Genomic DNA, 14,734 nt, shown 5'->3' with positions numbered 1-14,734 from the left:
GCTTCCCCCTCTACATTCGCTCGATGAATACCATCCGGTCTTTCCCGTTTATATCATTGATGATTTCTACATTTGCGGATTGAAAGGTTTTTTTGCATAAAGAAGCAACAGCCTCCCCCTGGCCCGCGCCTATTTCGAATCCGACAAGCGCACGGCTGTTAAGGACAGCAGGCAATTCCTCCATAAATCTTCTATAAAAATCAAGTCCGTCACTACCTGCGAATAATGCCCTGTGCGGCTCATGGTCCGTCACAATATCCGACATCCATGCCATGTCCCCCTCCGGAATATAGGGAGGGTTTGATAAGACAATATCGAAACGGACCCCGGCTTTAATAAATGGTTCCAAAAGGTCGCCTTTGATGAATGCCACATCCGCGCCAAGGCGGCGGGCATTCTCACCCGCTACCGAAAGAGATCCTTCCGCGATATCCGTCGCTGCCACGGAAAGCCCAGGCTCCTCAAGCTTCATCGAAATTGCGATAGCCCCGCTTCCTGTCCCGATATCAGCGAGTTTCAACCCCTTGGGATTCCCGAACATTGCCCTAATCCTTTTAAGCGCGCCTTCGACAAGCTCTTCGGTTTCAGGCCGTGGGATAAGGACTTCTTCGTTCACCAAAAAAGGCCTTCCATAAAACTCTTCCTGTCCAATTATATACTGGACCGGTTTTCCGGCGGCATGCTCCCGGACCGCTTCCTCGAACTGTTTAAGAGAGCCTGAATCAATTTCATCCCTCAAAACCGCGAACAGCTTTGTCCGATCGGCTCCAAGGACGTGCCTTAACAATACTTCCCCGGCGAATTCCTCGCGGCCTGCTTCTTTTAAAAAAGAAGAAGCCCAGTTGAGGGCTTCATATACCTTCTTACTCATCGGAAGCCCGTTCCAGCTTTGCCGACTGGTCTTCCATAATCAATGCATCGATAATTTCACCAAGCTTGCCTTCAAGAATCTGGTCAAGTTTCTGGATGGTGAGGCCGATACGGTGGTCAGTGACACGATTTTGCGGGAAATTGTAAGTGCGGATGCGCTCAGAACGGTCGCCGGTCCCAACCGCGGATTTACGCACCTGGTCATACTCTGCCTGCGCTTCCTGCTGAAACTTGTCGTATACGCGGGCCCGGAGAATTTTCATCGCCTTGTCGCGGTTTTTGTGCTGCGACTTTTCATCCTGCATCGAAACAGTTATCCCCGTGGGAATATGGGTAAGGCGGACAGCTGACATCGTCGTGTTAACGGATTGTCCGCCAGCTCCGCTTGATGCGAACGTATCGAAACGTATATCTTTGTCATGGATTTCAACTTCGACTTCCTCCGCTTCAGGAAGGCACGCGACAGTCGCGGTTGAAGTATGGATCCTCCCGCCTGATTCCGTTTCCGGTACGCGCTGGACACGGTGGGCGCCATTTTCAAACTTCAGTTTGGAATATGCGCCAGTCCCATTAATCATGAAGATGATTTCCTTGAAACCGCCCAGTCCGGTCGGGCTTGCGTCCATCAATTCAGTCTTCCAGCCCTGTGACTCGGCATAACGGCTGTACATGCGGTACAAGTCACCGGCAAAGAGCGCGGCTTCATCCCCGCCCGCGGCCCCGCGGATTTCAAAGATAACATTCTTGTCATCGTTCGGGTCTTTCGGAATAAGCAGGACTTTCAGCTTTTCCTCAAGTTCCTCTATCCGGGAGGAAAGCTCGTTCACTTCCTCTTTCACCATTTCGCGCATTTCCGCATCCAGCTTTTCATCAAGCATGGCTTTGGCATCCTGCAGCTGCTCTTTCGTTTCCTTGTATTCTCGGTAAACCGCGACAGTTTCCTGTATATCCGACTGCTCCTTTGAATATTCGCGGAGCTTTTTTGAATCATTTATAATGGCTGGATCGCTCAAAAGCTCATTCAGCTTTTCATAGCGGTCCTCAACAGCCTGGAGACGATCAAACACAACCATTCACCTCAGTTATTAGATCAAAACTTTTAATTCCACTCGAACGGGCGGCAGCAGCCGCCTTTAGCCTTTCCATAGTAAGCGGAAGTGGATTCCACTGGTAAAGGTCCGATTGGTTCGGCATGCCTCATTGGGGATGGATACCTTCCTCCCCGTTTGGAGTATCACCTTATTATAATATAGGAGGAAATCTCCGTCAAAGCCGCTATTTAATAGGCCCTGTCTTCGATTTGCTTTCAATGCATCCGGAGCCGGATGAGTCCGGCCCAATTCTTTCCTTTTTTCTTTAAGGAGGGTTAAATTCTGATGGGACGGGTATTTTTTAACAAACCAAACTGGAAAGGATGAGTCTGGTGACCTTTGTAGCACTTTTGAAAAAAGGGAACAAATCCTCCGGGATTGCCGCACTTTCAAATACGTTGCTTGCTGTTATAAAAGGAATTGCGGCTTTTATAAGCGGGAGCGGTACTATGTTTGCAACAACACTGCACTCTATCGCGGATGCGACAAACCAGGCATTTGTGTTTATTGGGAGCGCCTTGGCGGAGAAAGCACCGACCAAAAGGTTCCCAACCGGATTCGGGCGGGTCGTCAACTTGTTCGTACTGATAGCGGTCATTGTCATTTCGATCATGTCCTATGAAACGGTGCTCAAAGGCTGGGAACTGATCCAGCACCCCAAGGAACCTGACAGAGTCTTGCTGAATGTCCTTATTCTCTTGGCGGCGGTCGGGCTTGACGGAGCCGTACTCGTTAAGGCAATTAAAGAAATTGCACATGAAACGCGAAGTGATGCGAAAGGATTGGCGATGATACCGGCAGCGTTCAAAAATGTTAAACTTGCCGCCCCTCCCACTAGGCTCGTTTTTTACGAAGATATCATCGCGACCTCGGGAGCCGCGCTTGCTTTGCTCGCAATTGTCCTCGCAAAATTCACAGGGCTTTACTTCCTGGATGGAGTTGGGACGCTCCTAATTGGGTTTATGCTATTTGGCATCGCGATTAAAATTGGCTATGAAAATACGATAGGCCTTATTGGAGTAGCGGCGCCAAAAGTTATCGAGGACAGGATTGCGGATACGATTTTTTCCGATCCCTCCGTCGACGATATTAATAAGATGCGGATCATCCAGGAAGGGCGCCAATACCACGTTGAAGGATATATTGAATTGAAAAGGGGCTTAAGCCTTGCTGTCGCCGACGACATTAAATTCAGGATTCGGGACAGGCTCCTCGCCGACCCGGATATTAGCGATGTGACATTAGGGATATTGGAAACCGACGGAATTACGGATTGGAAGCCGACCCCGGAAGAATAACCCTTCCGAAGAACTTTGCTAGTCCGTGTCTCCAATCTCCAAGCCAGCAGGCATCAGTCACAATAAAAAGCTTTGGCAAAAAAAAGAGGCTCGTCCACAAAAATTGGACAGCCTCTTTTCATTATAATGCCCTTGTGTTTTGGATGGCCGGTTCAGCCTCTGCCGCAGAGTTTGGAACCTCATGGTGGTGCCTGCAGCGCGGCTCATATGCTTCGGACGCGCCTACAAGGATAATCGGATCATCATAGGATGCCGGACGGCCGTCAATCAAGCGCTGTGTCCTGCTTGCGGGTGAACCGCAAACAGCGCAAACCGCCTGCAATTTTGTAACCAGCTCCGCAACCGCCATAAGTTCGGGCATTTTACCAAAAGGCTCTCCGCGAAAATCCTGGTCAAGCCCGGCGGCAATGACCCTGAAGCCGCTGTTGGCAAGATGCTGGATGACATTGACAACCTCATTATCAAAAAACTGGACTTCATCTATCGCTATCACATCGACTTCGACGTCGATATGGTCAAAAATTTCAGTGGAATGTGAGATAGGCAAGGCAATAAAGGAATTTCCATTGTGCGAAACAACGGATTCCTCACTGTACCTGTTATCAATTTTCGGCTTGAAAACAGCAATTTTCTGCTTGGCAAACTGCGCGCGGCGGACCCTCCGGATCAATTCTTCCGATTTCCCCGAAAACATGCTGCCACAAATGACCTCAACCCAGCCGCTTTGTTTCATTACGTACATACTGCTGCCTCTCCTTCCGTGCATACCCTGTTAATTATTATGTATTTCAATCTCTATTTTCAAGCATTCACCGACAAAAGCGTCCCACTACACTTTGTTAACCAAACCGCCGTTATAAAACCATGAATCTGGCAAATTTCGATGATTTTCTCGTTTTAAAAAGTAAAAAAACAGGCAAGCGATGTTGATTCTTGCCTGTTTTTTGAACAGTTGCTCGATTATTGCTTGATGCCGTATTTCTTATTGAAACGGTCAACACGGCCGCCAGCTTCAGCAAACTTCTGACGTCCTGTATAGAATGGATGGCACTCGGAGCAAGTTTCTACACGAATTTCGTTTTTCACTGATCCGGTTTCAAACTGGTTGCCACAAGCGCAAGTCACCGTTACTGTTTTATAATTTGGATGAATTCCTGCCTTCATTCTTTTCATCTCCTTCCGCCCTGAATCATTCGAAACAGAGTTATAGACCCGGGTGCGTTTTGGCCCCGAAGTGGTAAAAAAACACTGTTATTATTATAACAAGCCCATCCATCTTTTGCAAGATGGGATTTTCAAGAAAATCGTATCGGATTTACGGCTGAACCGAACTCCCTATTACTGCTGTTTTCTTGCCGTGCTTGCTTTCATTTCTTCGCCAACCTGGGCAAAGAATTCTTCGTTCGACTTTGTTTGTTTTAACTTTTTCAGGAAGCGCTCCGCGAAGTCAGGGCTGTCTGACATCGATTTCCTGATGGCCCACAGCTTATCAAGCTGGTCTTTTGGCAGCAGCAGCTCTTCCTTCCTGGTTCCCGATCTCCGGATATCAAGGGCTGGGAAGATCCTTCTTTCAGCAAGGGTTCGGTCAAGATGGAGTTCCATGTTTCCTGTCCCTTTGAATTCTTCATAAATGACATCATCCATACGTGAGCCTGTGTCCACCAGGGCTGTCGCGAGGATGGTGAGGCTACCGCCCTCCTCAATATTCCGCGCCGCTCCAAAGAACCGTTTCGGACGGTGGAAGGCCGCAGGGTCAATACCTCCGGAAAGGGTTCTCCCGCTCGGCGGGATGACCAGGTTGTACGCCCTTGCAAGCCTTGTAATACTATCCATGAGGATAATGACATCCTTTTTATGTTCCACAAGGCGCATCGCGCGTTCAAGGACAAGTTCAGCAACCTTTATATGGTTCTCAGGCACTTCGTCGAATGTCGAACTGACAACATCCCCGGCCACGGAACGTTCAATGTCGGTCACTTCCTCCGGCCTCTCGTCAATCAAAAGGACAATTAGCTCAGCTTCCGGGTGATTGGTCGTAATACTGTTTGCAATTTCTTTTATCAGCATTGTTTTCCCTGCTTTTGGCGGTGCGACAATCAGACCGCGCTGCCCGAAGCCGACAGGGGCGATTAAATCCATAATTCTTGTTGAAAGATGTTTTGGAGTCGTCTCAAGCTTGATTTGCCTGTCGGGATACAGGGCCGTAAGTGCCGGAAAGTGGACCCGTTCCTTTGCGGATTCCGGATTTTCTCCATTGACCGCCTCAACATGGAGCAGGCCGTAATAGCGTTCGCTCTCTTTTGGCGGCCTTACCTTGCCTGACACTTTATCTCCATTCCTAAGGTCGAAGCGGCGGATCTGCGATGCCGAAATATAAATATCCTCCGAACTCGGGGAGTAGTTGATTGGGCGCAGGAATCCAAATCCCTCGGATTGGATGATTTCAAGGACGCCTTCCATGAAGAAATAGCCCTGCTGTTCAGCGCGAGCCTTTAGGATGGAGAAAATGAGTTCCTTTTTTGTCAATTTGCTGTAATAGGAAACCTTATATTCCCTTGCCAATTCATATAGTTCCTTAAGCTTCATATTTTCGAGGCTTGTAATTGTTAATTCCATTTGGACACCACTCTTTACAAATTTGGTTCTTCTCTTTGCTGCATCCTTTGGGATGCCCTCGTTTTTTTACATTTGAAAACGGTTGAAAGGCAGGCACAACGATTCAAGTTAAATAGTTGGGTTGCCATGTTTCATGCAGAGAGGGATTTCATTGCTCTTGAAGGATTCTGGAAGTTTAATTGGAAGATTGACAGATGCTTGCAAAACAATTTCTATTTTACCCGTTATTCATGAAAATAACCATACTTTTTGCAATTCGGTTTTTTTTCCGCTAATAGGGGCCCCGGGCCAACCGAAGGCCCGGAACATCATCGTTATCGTTATCGGATTACAAGGTTTGGTTTTTTATGAAGGCTGTGCCGGCCTTCAATAAATCGGACTGTCCCTGATTTTGCCCGCATGACGACGGAATGGGTCGAACCATAGGAACCTTTGAATTGGACCCCTTTTAAAAGCTCTCCATCCGTTACACCGGTCGCTGCAAAAATGGCATCATCGCCTTTAACAAGGTCTTCCATCCTGAGAATTTTATTCACATCAAGACCCATTTTCCTGCATCGTTCTATTTCAGCGTCATTTTGAGGATCCAGCTTTCCAATCAGTTCCCCGCCGAGGCATTTCAAGGCTACGGCAGCAAGCACACCCTCAGGCGCGCCCCCCGACCCGAATAAAATATCGACGCCGGTAAAATCAAAGGCCGTGTTGATTGCCCCGGCCACATCGCCATCATTGATAAGTTTAATCCTCGCGCCCGCTTCACGGAGCTCGGCAATAATGCCGGCGTGGCGCTCACGGTTCAGGACGGTTGCAACGACATCCTCGATATCCTTGTTTTTCGCGCGGGCAACCGCCTTGAGATTATCAAGTACGGAAGCATTCAGATCGATCAGGCCGACAGCTTCGGGCCCAACCGCGATTTTATCCATATACATATCGGGTGCGTGAAGCAGGTTTCCATGGTCGGCGACAGCGAGTACAGCCAGCGCGTTCCAGCCTCCTGAAGCGACAATGTTCGTACCTTCAAGGGGATCGACAGCGACATCGACCCTTGGCCCATAACCAGTGCCAAGCTTTTCACCGATAAAAAGCATTGGCGCTTCGTCCATTTCCCCTTCGCCAATTACAACCGTGCCCTTCATCGGCACTGTATCGAACACATCCCGCATGGCCGAGGTGGCCGCATCATCCGCTTCATCCTTTTTTCCCCTGCCCATCCACCGGGCGGAAGCCAGGGCGGCTCCTTCCGTTACGCGGACGAGTTCCATCGTTAAGCTTCTTTCCATCGGTTTTTCCCCCATCGTTGGTTTAGTTCTAGTATTCTTAAACCAGTTACGCAAGTGCAGCTTTAAAAGGCGCTGCCCATTGCGGCTGGCGCCTTCAAGACGATGCTACGTATTTTTCAGCTGTTCGGCTTCATCTTCAGTCATCGCTTCCCGCCAGACTGTCGCTCCAAGGCCGTTCAGCTTTTCGACAAGATTGCTATAGCCCCTGTCAATGTGCTCAAGGCCCGTCACTTCGGTAATCCCTTCAGCCATTAGCCCGGCAATCACAAGCGCCGCGCCCGCGCGGAGATCGCTCGCCTTCACCTTTGCCCCCTGAAGTTGGACGGGACCGGAAACGATGGCGGAACGCCCCTCGACCTTGATGCTCGCATTCATCCGCCTTAGTTCGTCGATATGCTTGAAACGTGCACCGTATATAGTATCCGTTACCATACTTGAACCTTCAGCCCTTGTCAAAAGGGACGTAAACGGCTGCTGAAGGTCTGTAGGGAAACCTGGGTACACAAGCGTCTTAATATCGACAGCCTTCAGGCTGGACGAACTCCGTACGAATATCTGGTCATCTCCGGCTTCAACGTACACACCCATTTCACTAAGCTTGGCGATCAGTGACTCGAGGTGCTGGGGAATGACATTATCGACAAGGACGCCTTCCCCCATCGCGGCGCCGAGAATGATATACGTACCCGCTTCGATTCTGTCCGGGATAATGGTATGGCGGCAGCCATGAAGGCTTTCAACGCCGTCAATACGAATGACATCTGTTCCTGCGCCTTTTATCCGGGCACCCATATTGGTCAGCAACGTGGCCACATCAATGATTTCGGGTTCCTTGGCCGCGTTTTCAATAACGGTCCGCCCTTTGGCGCGAACCGCCGCCAACATGATATTGATTGTCGCGCCGACGCTGACGACATCGAGATAAATCCTCGCGCCCCTTAATTCTTCCGCCCTTAAGTAAATGGCGCCCTGTTCGTTTGTAACGCTAGCCCCAAGCGCCTCAAACCCTTTTATATGCTGATCGATCGGTCTTGGCCCGAGATGGCATCCGCCTGGGAGCCCGATTACGGCTTTCTTGAACCGCCCAAGCATTGCTCCCATCAAGTAATAGGATGCCCGGAGCTTCTTTACTTTTCCATTTGGCAGCGGCATGGAGATCATGCCGGATGGATCTACCGTCATTTCATTGTCAGATAGCTTAACGTGCCCGCCAATTTCCTCCAGAAGCCCTTTAAGGATTTCAACATCCGAAATATCCGGCAGCCCCTCGATCGTTACAGGAGAATCCGCAAGTATTGTGGCGGGGATTAATGCTACCGCGCTGTTTTTGGCACCGCTTACCCGAACAGTCCCTTTCAGTGGATAGCCACCGGCAATTTTAAGCTTTTCCATTTCCGACTCCCTTTCCAGCCATCGATCATAGCTGTATCGGCCGACAGCTTTGCTTCCGGCCGACGCTTAAGGTATTATTTTCCATTAACATAAGGCATAATCCGGCAGTTTGTCTTACCCTCTAGTTTACACGAAAATTCCCTTTTCATGTATCGATAACTAAAAAAGTTCAAAAATAGTAAGCATGCTCCAGTACGGGCACCTCAGGGATTACTTAACGGGAATTCCAGTCTTTCAGGAATGCCTCGATTCCTTTGTCTGTAAGCGGATGGCCGAATAGCTGCATAAGGACCTTATATGGAATGGTTGCGATATGCGCACCGCGTAAAGCTGCTTCGGTCACATGCATTGGATGCCTGATTGAAGCCGCGATAATTTCCGTTTCAATACCGTGAACCGCAAAAATTTCAGCGATCGTAGAAATGAGGTCAAGGCCGTTCTGGCCGATATCATCAAGCCTTCCAAGGAAAGGGGATACGTAGCTCGCACCGGCTCGGGCCGCAAGCAATGCCTGGTTTGCATTGAAGATGAGGGTAACATTCGTTTTAATGCCTTCCTTTGAAAAAGCATGGACTGCTTTTAACCCTTCTGGAGTCATCGGCACTTTGATTGTAATATTCGGTGCAATTTTTGCAAGTTCCTTGCCCTCTTTAATCATGCCTTCCGCATCAAGAGCAATTACTTCGGCACTGACGGAACCTGGTACAAGTTCTGTTATTTCCTTTAAACGGTCTTCAAAGGACACTCCCTTTTCCTTGGCGACAAGGGAAGGGTTCGTGGTTACTCCGGATAAAAGGCCAAGCGCGTAGGCTTCGCGAATTTCATCCATATTGGCTGTATCGATAAAGAACTTCATTTGGTTACCTCCTGATGTTTAATTATTTTGGGTTTTCCAAACCGGGAGTGAATGAACGGAAACCGCCCTCTGTCCCAGGGGGCGGTTCCTCCAAACTTTATATGGCCTCCGCCGGCTTTTAACAGCAAGCTCCGGCCAAGTCGGCATTATGCTTTGCCTGCTGAACCGAATTCACGCATTTTTCCGATCACTGTTTCTTTAATGGCATCACGGGCAGGGCCCATATATTTGCGTGGGTCGTACTCATTCGGCTTAGCGGCCAGAACTTCACGTACAACCTTTGCTGATGCCATTTGATTTTCAGTATTTACATTGATTTTTGCTGTCCCAAGCGAAATGGATTTTTGGATATCCTTTGTTGGGATGCCAGTCCCTCCGTGCAGGACGAGTGGCAAGCCGGTAATATTCCCAATCTCTTCCATTTCCTTGAAACCAAGGTTTGGCTCGCCTTTATAAGGACCGTGAACAGATCCAAGCGCGGGAGCCAGGCAGTCGATTCCTGTGCGTTTTACAAGTTCTTCACATTCCTTTGGATCAGCATAGATAACGCCATCCGCAACGACATCATCCTCCTGGCCGCCAACTGTTCCAAGCTCCGCTTCAACAGAAACTCCTTTTGAATGGGCATATTCTACCACTTTTGAAGTGATTTCAATATTTTCTTCAAACGGGTGATGCGAGGCATCAATCATGACGGACGTAAAGCCAGCGTCAATGGCAGCCTTGCACTTGTCAAAGCTTGAACCGTGATCAAGATGGATTGCGACAGGCACTGTGATATTGTAGTCCTCCATTAGGCCCTCAACCATTTTCACCACTGTCTTGAATCCACCCATGTATCGCCCTGCGCCTTCGGATACCCCAAGGATAACAGGGGACTTCTCCTCTTGGGCTGCCAAAAGGATCGCTTGTGTGAATTCAAGGTTGTTCAAGTTGAACTGCCCTACAGCGTAGCCTTCCGCTTTAGCTTTGTTCAGCATTTCTGTCATGGAAACTAAAGGCATTGGATTTCCTCCTTAGTATTGGCCGTATCCCGTATCCAGGGTTCCCATCATAAGGTCCCCCTTCCGATAGCCAAATATGTAACGATTTTGGCCGGCTGAAAGCTGCTCGCGCCAGCCAATTCCATTAGTAATCATAGCAGACCAGCCCCGAAAATTCCATTAATCGGACAGATTCCAGCCAACATACGCATTGTAAGCGCAACCATTTTCCTTTTACCACCATGCCAGGAAAATAAAACTGGCAAACCTGGATTTTTAAACGCCTTGGCTCCTGTCGGCATAGATTTTCACAGCACCGCGGATATCATCAATATCGAACGGTTTCGCGAAATGCGTAATTGCCCCAAGATCTTTTGCTTCCTGGATCATATCCAGTTCTCCATATGCCGTCATAATGATTACCCGAATCTCCGGATCAATGATTTTCATCCGTTTAAGAATTTCTATACCATCCATCCCGGGGATTTTCATATCCAGCAACACCAAGTCGGGTGAGTGTTTCTTAACAATATCAAGAGCCTGGATGCCATTCGCCGCCTGAAATGTCGAATATCCTTCCTTTTGAAAAACTTCATTCAACAGAATTCGGATACCAAATTGGTCGTCTACAATCAATATTTTTCCCTTCATTTTACAATCGCCCCGATTTCCCTGCTAATTTTCTCTCCCAGGCCATTCGCCCCGGATATTCCATTTGACTACTTCTCTTTTTCTTTGTAATTTCCTGCAAAAATCACCCGTTGATTTTACGACATTTTTTGCAACCTGCTTGAATTTGTCTATAATGAAGGAAAAATGAAATGAGTGGAGGCCGCCATGTTAAAAATGTTTTCTACGCAGCTGGCCGGGCTGCTTGGCAGGATTCAGGAAAAACAGGAAGAAAATTTGGAAGATGCCGCCCGGCTTTTGGCCCAGGCCGCCGCAGGTGAAGGGCGCATTTTCATCTTTGGGGCAGGAGAAATGGAAGCAATCGCGCTTGAAGCAACGCTTGGGGCAGAGCCGCTTTCCGCCGCGGTGAACTGGGACGGGGAAAATATCGAAGGGTTCACGGCACCGGATAGAGCTTTAATAGCGGCCCGTTTTTCGGGGGATCCGAGTGCCCTCAATGCGGCGAAACTTTTACAAAAAGAAGGAATTCCATTCGCGGCGATTTCCGCATCGCTGGAAGGGACGGACAGCGATACTCTAGAGGAGCTTGCCGATGTCCATGTTGGGCTCTTATTGAAAAAAGGGCTTCTCCCGGATGAAACCGGGGGCCGTTTCGGGTTTCCGGCTCCAATCGCCGGCCTTTTCGCCTATTATGGAATCAAATTCATCATCGATGAAATCCTAGCCGAGTATGAGGAGCAATGAGTAAAAGAGCCGGATTCCCGTCATAGGAATCCGGCTCTCATTTTATCGTTGATTTAGAGACGCGTGAATGAAATCACGGAAAAGCGGCTGTGGACGCGTCGGCCGGGAAAGGAACTCAGGATGGAACTGGGATGCCACGAACCAAGGATGGTCCTTCACCTCAATGGTTTCTATCAAGCGGCCATCCGGGCTTGTCCCTGAAAATACAAATCCAGCCTGTTCCATATCATGGCGGTAGTGGTTATTGAATTCGTACCGATGGCGGTGTCGTTCGTAAACAACCTTTTCGCCATATGCTTCAAAAACCTTTGTCCCTTCCACCAGCTTGCAAGGATAAAGGCCAAGCCGGAGAGTTCCGCCAAGATCTTCAACGTCCTTCTGCTCTGGCAAAAGGTCGATGATCGGGTTGGTGGTGCTTGGATCGATTTCAGCTGAGTGAGCATCTTTCAAGCCAAGGACATTTCTTGCGTATTCGACGGTCGCGAGCTGCATGCCAAGGCAAATGCCGAGGAATGGCACCTTGTTTTCGCGCGCGAACCTAATAGCCGCAATTTTACCTTCGATGCCCCGATCGCCAAACCCACCTGGGACTAGTACACCGTTAACGTCCCCTAGCAGCTCGGCGACATTCTCTTCGGAGACTTCTTCAGCGTTCACCCACTTGATATCGATATCGGCATCAAATGCATACCCAGCATGCTTGAGTGCTTCGACAACAGAAATATAGGCGTCCTGAAGCTCAACATATTTTCCGACGAGGGCGATCTTTGTTTTTTCAGAAAGATGGGTAACTTTTTCAACAAGAGCTTTCCACTCTGTCATATCCGCTTCTGTGCATTGAAGCTTTAGATGGTCGCATACAATCTGATCCAAATCCTGTTCCTGTAGCGCGAGCGGCACGGAGTAAAGCGTTTCCGCATCTCGGCATTCAATGACCGCTTCTTTGTTAATGTCACAGAAAAGGGCGATTTTATCCTTCATGTCCTGCGATACAGGCATTTCGGTCCGGACGACAATCACATTTGGCTGGATGCCGAGGCTCCGCAATTCCTTTACGCTGTGCTGGGTCGGCTTCGTTTTCATTTCGCCAGCCGCCTTGATATACGGAATCAAGGTACAATGGATGTACATTACGTTTTCATGGCCAATGTCGCTCTTGATTTGGCGGATGGCTTCCAGGAATGGCAGCGATTCAATATCACCGACCGTTCCGCCAATTTCAGTGATGACCACATCCGCATTCGTTTCGTGGCCTGCACGGAAAACGCGGTCCTTGATTTCATTCGTGATATGTGGGATTACCTGAACAGTCCCCCCAAGATAATCGCCGCGCCGTTCCTTTTTAAGTACTGTTGAGTAGATTTTCCCCGTGGTCACATTGCTGTTCTTCGTCAAATTAATGTCGATGAAACGCTCGTAATGGCCAAGGTCGAGATCCGTTTCCGCCCCATCTCCCGTGACATACACTTCCCCGTGCTGATACGGGCTCATGGTTCCAGGGTCAACATTGATATACGGGTCGAATTTTTGAATAAAAACATCCAAGCCCCTGTTCTTTAATAGTCGGCCAAGGGAGGCTGCAACAATCCCTTTGCCAAGCGAGGATACTACCCCGCCCGTTACAAAAACATACTTTGTCATAATAAAGTCCCCCTCTAATACAGTTTGTACAATGTTGGTTTGTTTACTGCTTCATCGCGAAAAAAATATTGCGGCGGCAAGCGGCTAATTCTTACTAAGGGGAATTGTAACAGTGGACTGCGATGGTTCCCAAAGCCGAAAATAAGAAAAGCGCAAGCCATTTGCCTTGGCGCTGCGGCTTGACGAATCTTATTTTCAAAATAAAAAAGCGCCCATCCTGCCTAAATGGCAAGGGGAGCGCTTGATAGCAAATTATGTCCGTCCTTATTTAAGGAGCCCAAAAATGATTCTACAGGCAGCGACACGGATTGTCAAGCCTCTACAGGTCTTCGTCATCCTCATCATCGGCCAGTTCATCTTCCTCCAAAGCCTCAAGGCTTTCCTCAAGGTCTTCGTCCAAATCCTCGTCAAGGTCCTCATCCAGTTCATCATCAAGATCCTCGTCAAGGGCTTCATCTTCAGGGATGTCAAAATCTTCCTCTTCTTCCTCGAAGTCTTCTGCCTCATCGATATCTTCGAATGTATCTTCTTCGTCATCAAGGACATCGTCTTCTTCGAATTCATCCAGATCATCATAATCAAGATCGTCGTCAAGTTCTTCATAATCATCAAGATCTTCGTCGATGACTTTCTTCGCCTTCTTCTTTTTCGGTTTAACGGCCGCAACCTGCTCTTCTTCAACCGTATCGACCGGATACCAGACACGAAGGCCCCATTTGTTTTCACCAAGGCTGATAAAACGCCCATCTATGTTCAAATCGGTATAAAATTGCGCAATCCTCGCCTTGATTTCATCTGATGAAATGTCCCCGGTGGCCGCGATTTCATCGAGCATCTCATTGAAGGCTACTTGCTGTTTTTTGCTTTTCAGCAACTCATAGGCCATTTCAATCAAAGACATTTCCTTTAACTGTTCTTTTGAGTATTGTTCTAAACCCAACATTGGCACTTCCTTTCTCATTTGAACCACGAGGTCCAGGAAGAGATTCTTCCAAATTGCATATTCTTCATTATAAACAAATTCTTCCCGTTTTAGCCAGTGCTAATTTGGCCCTAGTTTAATTTGCCGGACCGGTTCCGTTTCCTTTCTTTTTTGGACCGGAATTTCGTTCTTTTTCATCCTTGATTTCCTTGATGGTGAGATAAAGGAAGAGAATGGCAAGCAACAGGAATGAAATGGCCCCGAGCTGGCGCTGATAAAGATAATAAAGCGGCCATGCCAAGAGGACTAGGAGCATAATAACATGTTTCAGTTTCATTTTTTCACCAGCCATTCCCTGTTGTATGCCAATATTATATATGAAAAAGAAAAAATTTTAATCGTCCCCGG

At 48.4% G+C, this 14,734-nt stretch carries 16 protein-coding genes; 2 read left to right on the top strand and 14 right to left on the bottom strand.

Going from position 1 to position 14,734, the window contains the following annotated elements; all coding sequences use genetic code 11:
- Positions 1 to 10: 10 nt before the first annotated feature.
- A complete protein-coding gene (gene prmC, locus DRW41_RS06415; RefSeq protein ID WP_115451151.1) occupies positions 11 to 871 on the bottom strand; it encodes a peptide chain release factor N(5)-glutamine methyltransferase in 861 nt (286 codons plus the stop codon).
- Positions 864 to 1,937 (bottom strand): peptide chain release factor 1, encoded by a 1,074-nt coding sequence (gene prfA, locus DRW41_RS06410; RefSeq protein ID WP_115451150.1) that lies wholly within the window; start codon positions 1,935 to 1,937, stop codon positions 864 to 866. The genes prmC and prfA overlap by 8 nt, the downstream gene beginning before the upstream one ends.
- Positions 1,938 to 2,284: 347 nt before the next feature.
- Between prfA and DRW41_RS06405 the strand changes: the two genes are divergently transcribed.
- Entirely contained in the window at positions 2,285 to 3,259 is a 975-nt protein-coding gene (locus DRW41_RS06405; RefSeq protein ID WP_181884444.1) for a cation diffusion facilitator family transporter, read from the top strand.
- Between the two features lie 121 nt (positions 3,260 to 3,380).
- On the opposite strand, the gene DRW41_RS06400 is transcribed toward DRW41_RS06405, so the two are convergent.
- The 9 genes from DRW41_RS06400 to DRW41_RS06365 all read right to left on the bottom strand — a co-directional run bounded on the left by DRW41_RS06400 (position 3,381) and on the right by DRW41_RS06365 (position 11,040).
- Positions 3,381 to 4,001, bottom strand: coding sequence for a thymidine kinase (locus DRW41_RS06400; protein ID WP_115451148.1), 621 nt, complete (start codon positions 3,999 to 4,001; stop codon positions 3,381 to 3,383).
- A 218-nt stretch (positions 4,002 to 4,219) separates the two neighbouring features.
- Positions 4,220 to 4,423 (bottom strand): 50S ribosomal protein L31, encoded by a 204-nt coding sequence (gene rpmE / locus DRW41_RS06395; protein ID WP_115451147.1) that lies wholly within the window; start codon positions 4,421 to 4,423, stop codon positions 4,220 to 4,222.
- Positions 4,424 to 4,597: 174 nt separating this feature from the next.
- Entirely contained in the window at positions 4,598 to 5,875 is a 1,278-nt protein-coding gene (gene rho / locus DRW41_RS06390) for a transcription termination factor Rho (protein ID WP_115451146.1), read from the bottom strand.
- Between the two features lie 320 nt (positions 5,876 to 6,195).
- Entirely contained in the window at positions 6,196 to 7,158 is a 963-nt protein-coding gene (glpX, locus tag DRW41_RS06385; RefSeq protein WP_115451145.1) for a class II fructose-bisphosphatase, read from the bottom strand.
- 105 nt (positions 7,159 to 7,263) lie between these two features.
- The gene (murA, locus tag DRW41_RS06380; RefSeq protein ID WP_115451144.1) at positions 7,264 to 8,550 is read right to left on the bottom strand and encodes a UDP-N-acetylglucosamine 1-carboxyvinyltransferase; all 1,287 of its coding nucleotides are present in this window, start codon (positions 8,548 to 8,550) and stop codon (positions 7,264 to 7,266) included.
- Between the two features lie 214 nt (positions 8,551 to 8,764).
- A complete protein-coding gene (fsa, locus tag DRW41_RS06375) occupies positions 8,765 to 9,406 on the bottom strand; it encodes a fructose-6-phosphate aldolase (RefSeq protein ID WP_115451143.1) in 642 nt (213 codons plus the stop codon).
- A 146-nt stretch (positions 9,407 to 9,552) separates the two neighbouring features.
- Positions 9,553 to 10,410, bottom strand: a complete 858-nt coding sequence (locus DRW41_RS06370; RefSeq protein WP_115451142.1) for a class II fructose-bisphosphate aldolase — start codon at positions 10,408 to 10,410, stop codon at positions 9,553 to 9,555.
- A 12-nt stretch (positions 10,411 to 10,422) separates the two neighbouring features.
- On the bottom strand, positions 10,423 to 10,545 hold the full coding sequence (locus DRW41_RS23560) for a hypothetical protein (protein WP_281272285.1): 123 nt from the start codon (positions 10,543 to 10,545) through the stop codon (positions 10,423 to 10,425).
- A 120-nt stretch (positions 10,546 to 10,665) separates the two neighbouring features.
- Positions 10,666 to 11,040, bottom strand: coding sequence for a response regulator (locus tag DRW41_RS06365; RefSeq protein WP_115451141.1), 375 nt, complete (start codon positions 11,038 to 11,040; stop codon positions 10,666 to 10,668).
- Between the two features lie 186 nt (positions 11,041 to 11,226).
- On the opposite strand from DRW41_RS06365, the gene DRW41_RS06360 reads away from it, so the two are divergent.
- Positions 11,227 to 11,763, top strand: a complete 537-nt coding sequence (locus tag DRW41_RS06360) for a DUF2529 family protein (protein ID WP_115451140.1) — start codon at positions 11,227 to 11,229, stop codon at positions 11,761 to 11,763.
- 42 nt (positions 11,764 to 11,805) lie between these two features.
- Here the strand turns inward: DRW41_RS06360 and pyrG are convergent, their stop codons facing one another.
- The 3 genes from pyrG to DRW41_RS06345 form a co-directional block, all read right to left on the bottom strand.
- Positions 11,806 to 13,404 carry a CTP synthase gene (gene pyrG, locus DRW41_RS06355; RefSeq protein WP_115451139.1) on the bottom strand — a complete coding sequence of 533 codons (1,599 nt, stop codon included), beginning with the start codon at positions 13,402 to 13,404 and terminating at the stop codon, positions 11,806 to 11,808.
- 319 nt (positions 13,405 to 13,723) lie between these two features.
- Positions 13,724 to 14,347: a DNA-directed RNA polymerase subunit delta gene (gene rpoE / locus DRW41_RS06350; RefSeq protein WP_439330850.1), complete on the bottom strand. Its 624-nt coding sequence runs from the start codon at positions 14,345 to 14,347 to the stop codon at positions 13,724 to 13,726.
- Positions 14,348 to 14,462: 115 nt separating this feature from the next.
- Positions 14,463 to 14,663 (bottom strand): hypothetical protein, encoded by a 201-nt coding sequence (locus DRW41_RS06345; RefSeq protein ID WP_115451138.1) that lies wholly within the window; start codon positions 14,661 to 14,663, stop codon positions 14,463 to 14,465.
- Between the last annotated feature and the right edge of the window lie 71 nt (positions 14,664 to 14,734).

Source organism: Neobacillus piezotolerans, assembly GCF_003362805.1.
Lineage (GTDB): Bacteria > Bacillota > Bacilli > Bacillales > Cytobacillaceae > Bacillus_D > Bacillus_D piezotolerans.
The sequence above is the reverse complement of the archived record's forward strand: the minus strand, read 5'-3'. Positions and strand labels throughout refer to the sequence as shown.

What these genes read in the sequence shown, in the direction of transcription:
- DRW41_RS06345 (WP_115451138.1), bottom strand. Translation starts at nt 14,663, where the DNA reads ATGAAACTGAAACATGTTATTATGCTCCTAGTCCTCTTGGCATGGCCG.
- murA (WP_115451144.1), bottom strand. Translation starts at nt 8,550, where the DNA reads ATGGAAAAGCTTAAAATTGCCGGTGGCTATCCACTGAAAGGGACTGTT.
- DRW41_RS06405 (WP_181884444.1), top strand. Translation starts at nt 2,285, where the DNA reads ATGAGTCTGGTGACCTTTGTAGCACTTTTGAAAAAAGGGAACAAATCC.
- rpmE (WP_115451147.1), bottom strand. Translation starts at nt 4,423, where the DNA reads ATGAAGGCAGGAATTCATCCAAATTATAAAACAGTAACGGTGACTTGC.
- DRW41_RS06400 (WP_115451148.1), bottom strand. Translation starts at nt 4,001, where the DNA reads ATGTACGTAATGAAACAAAGCGGCTGGGTTGAGGTCATTTGTGGCAGC.
- rho (WP_115451146.1), bottom strand. Translation starts at nt 5,875, where the DNA reads ATGGAATTAACAATTACAAGCCTCGAAAATATGAAGCTTAAGGAACTA.
- rpoE (WP_439330850.1), bottom strand. Translation starts at nt 14,347, where the DNA reads ATGTTGGGTTTAGAACAATACTCAAAAGAACAGTTAAAGGAAATGTCT.
- DRW41_RS06365 (WP_115451141.1), bottom strand. Translation starts at nt 11,040, where the DNA reads ATGAAGGGAAAAATATTGATTGTAGACGACCAATTTGGTATCCGAATT.
- DRW41_RS06360 (WP_115451140.1), top strand. Translation starts at nt 11,227, where the DNA reads ATGTTAAAAATGTTTTCTACGCAGCTGGCCGGGCTGCTTGGCAGGATT.
- DRW41_RS06370 (WP_115451142.1), bottom strand. Translation starts at nt 10,410, where the DNA reads ATGCCTTTAGTTTCCATGACAGAAATGCTGAACAAAGCTAAAGCGGAA.
- prmC (WP_115451151.1), bottom strand. Translation starts at nt 871, where the DNA reads ATGAGTAAGAAGGTATATGAAGCCCTCAACTGGGCTTCTTCTTTTTTA.
- pyrG (WP_115451139.1), bottom strand. Translation starts at nt 13,404, where the DNA reads ATGACAAAGTATGTTTTTGTAACGGGCGGGGTAGTATCCTCGCTTGGC.
- DRW41_RS23560 (WP_281272285.1), bottom strand. Translation starts at nt 10,545, where the DNA reads ATGATTACTAATGGAATTGGCTGGCGCGAGCAGCTTTCAGCCGGCCAA.
- fsa (WP_115451143.1), bottom strand. Translation starts at nt 9,406, where the DNA reads ATGAAGTTCTTTATCGATACAGCCAATATGGATGAAATTCGCGAAGCC.
- glpX (WP_115451145.1), bottom strand. Translation starts at nt 7,158, where the DNA reads ATGGAAAGAAGCTTAACGATGGAACTCGTCCGCGTAACGGAAGGAGCC.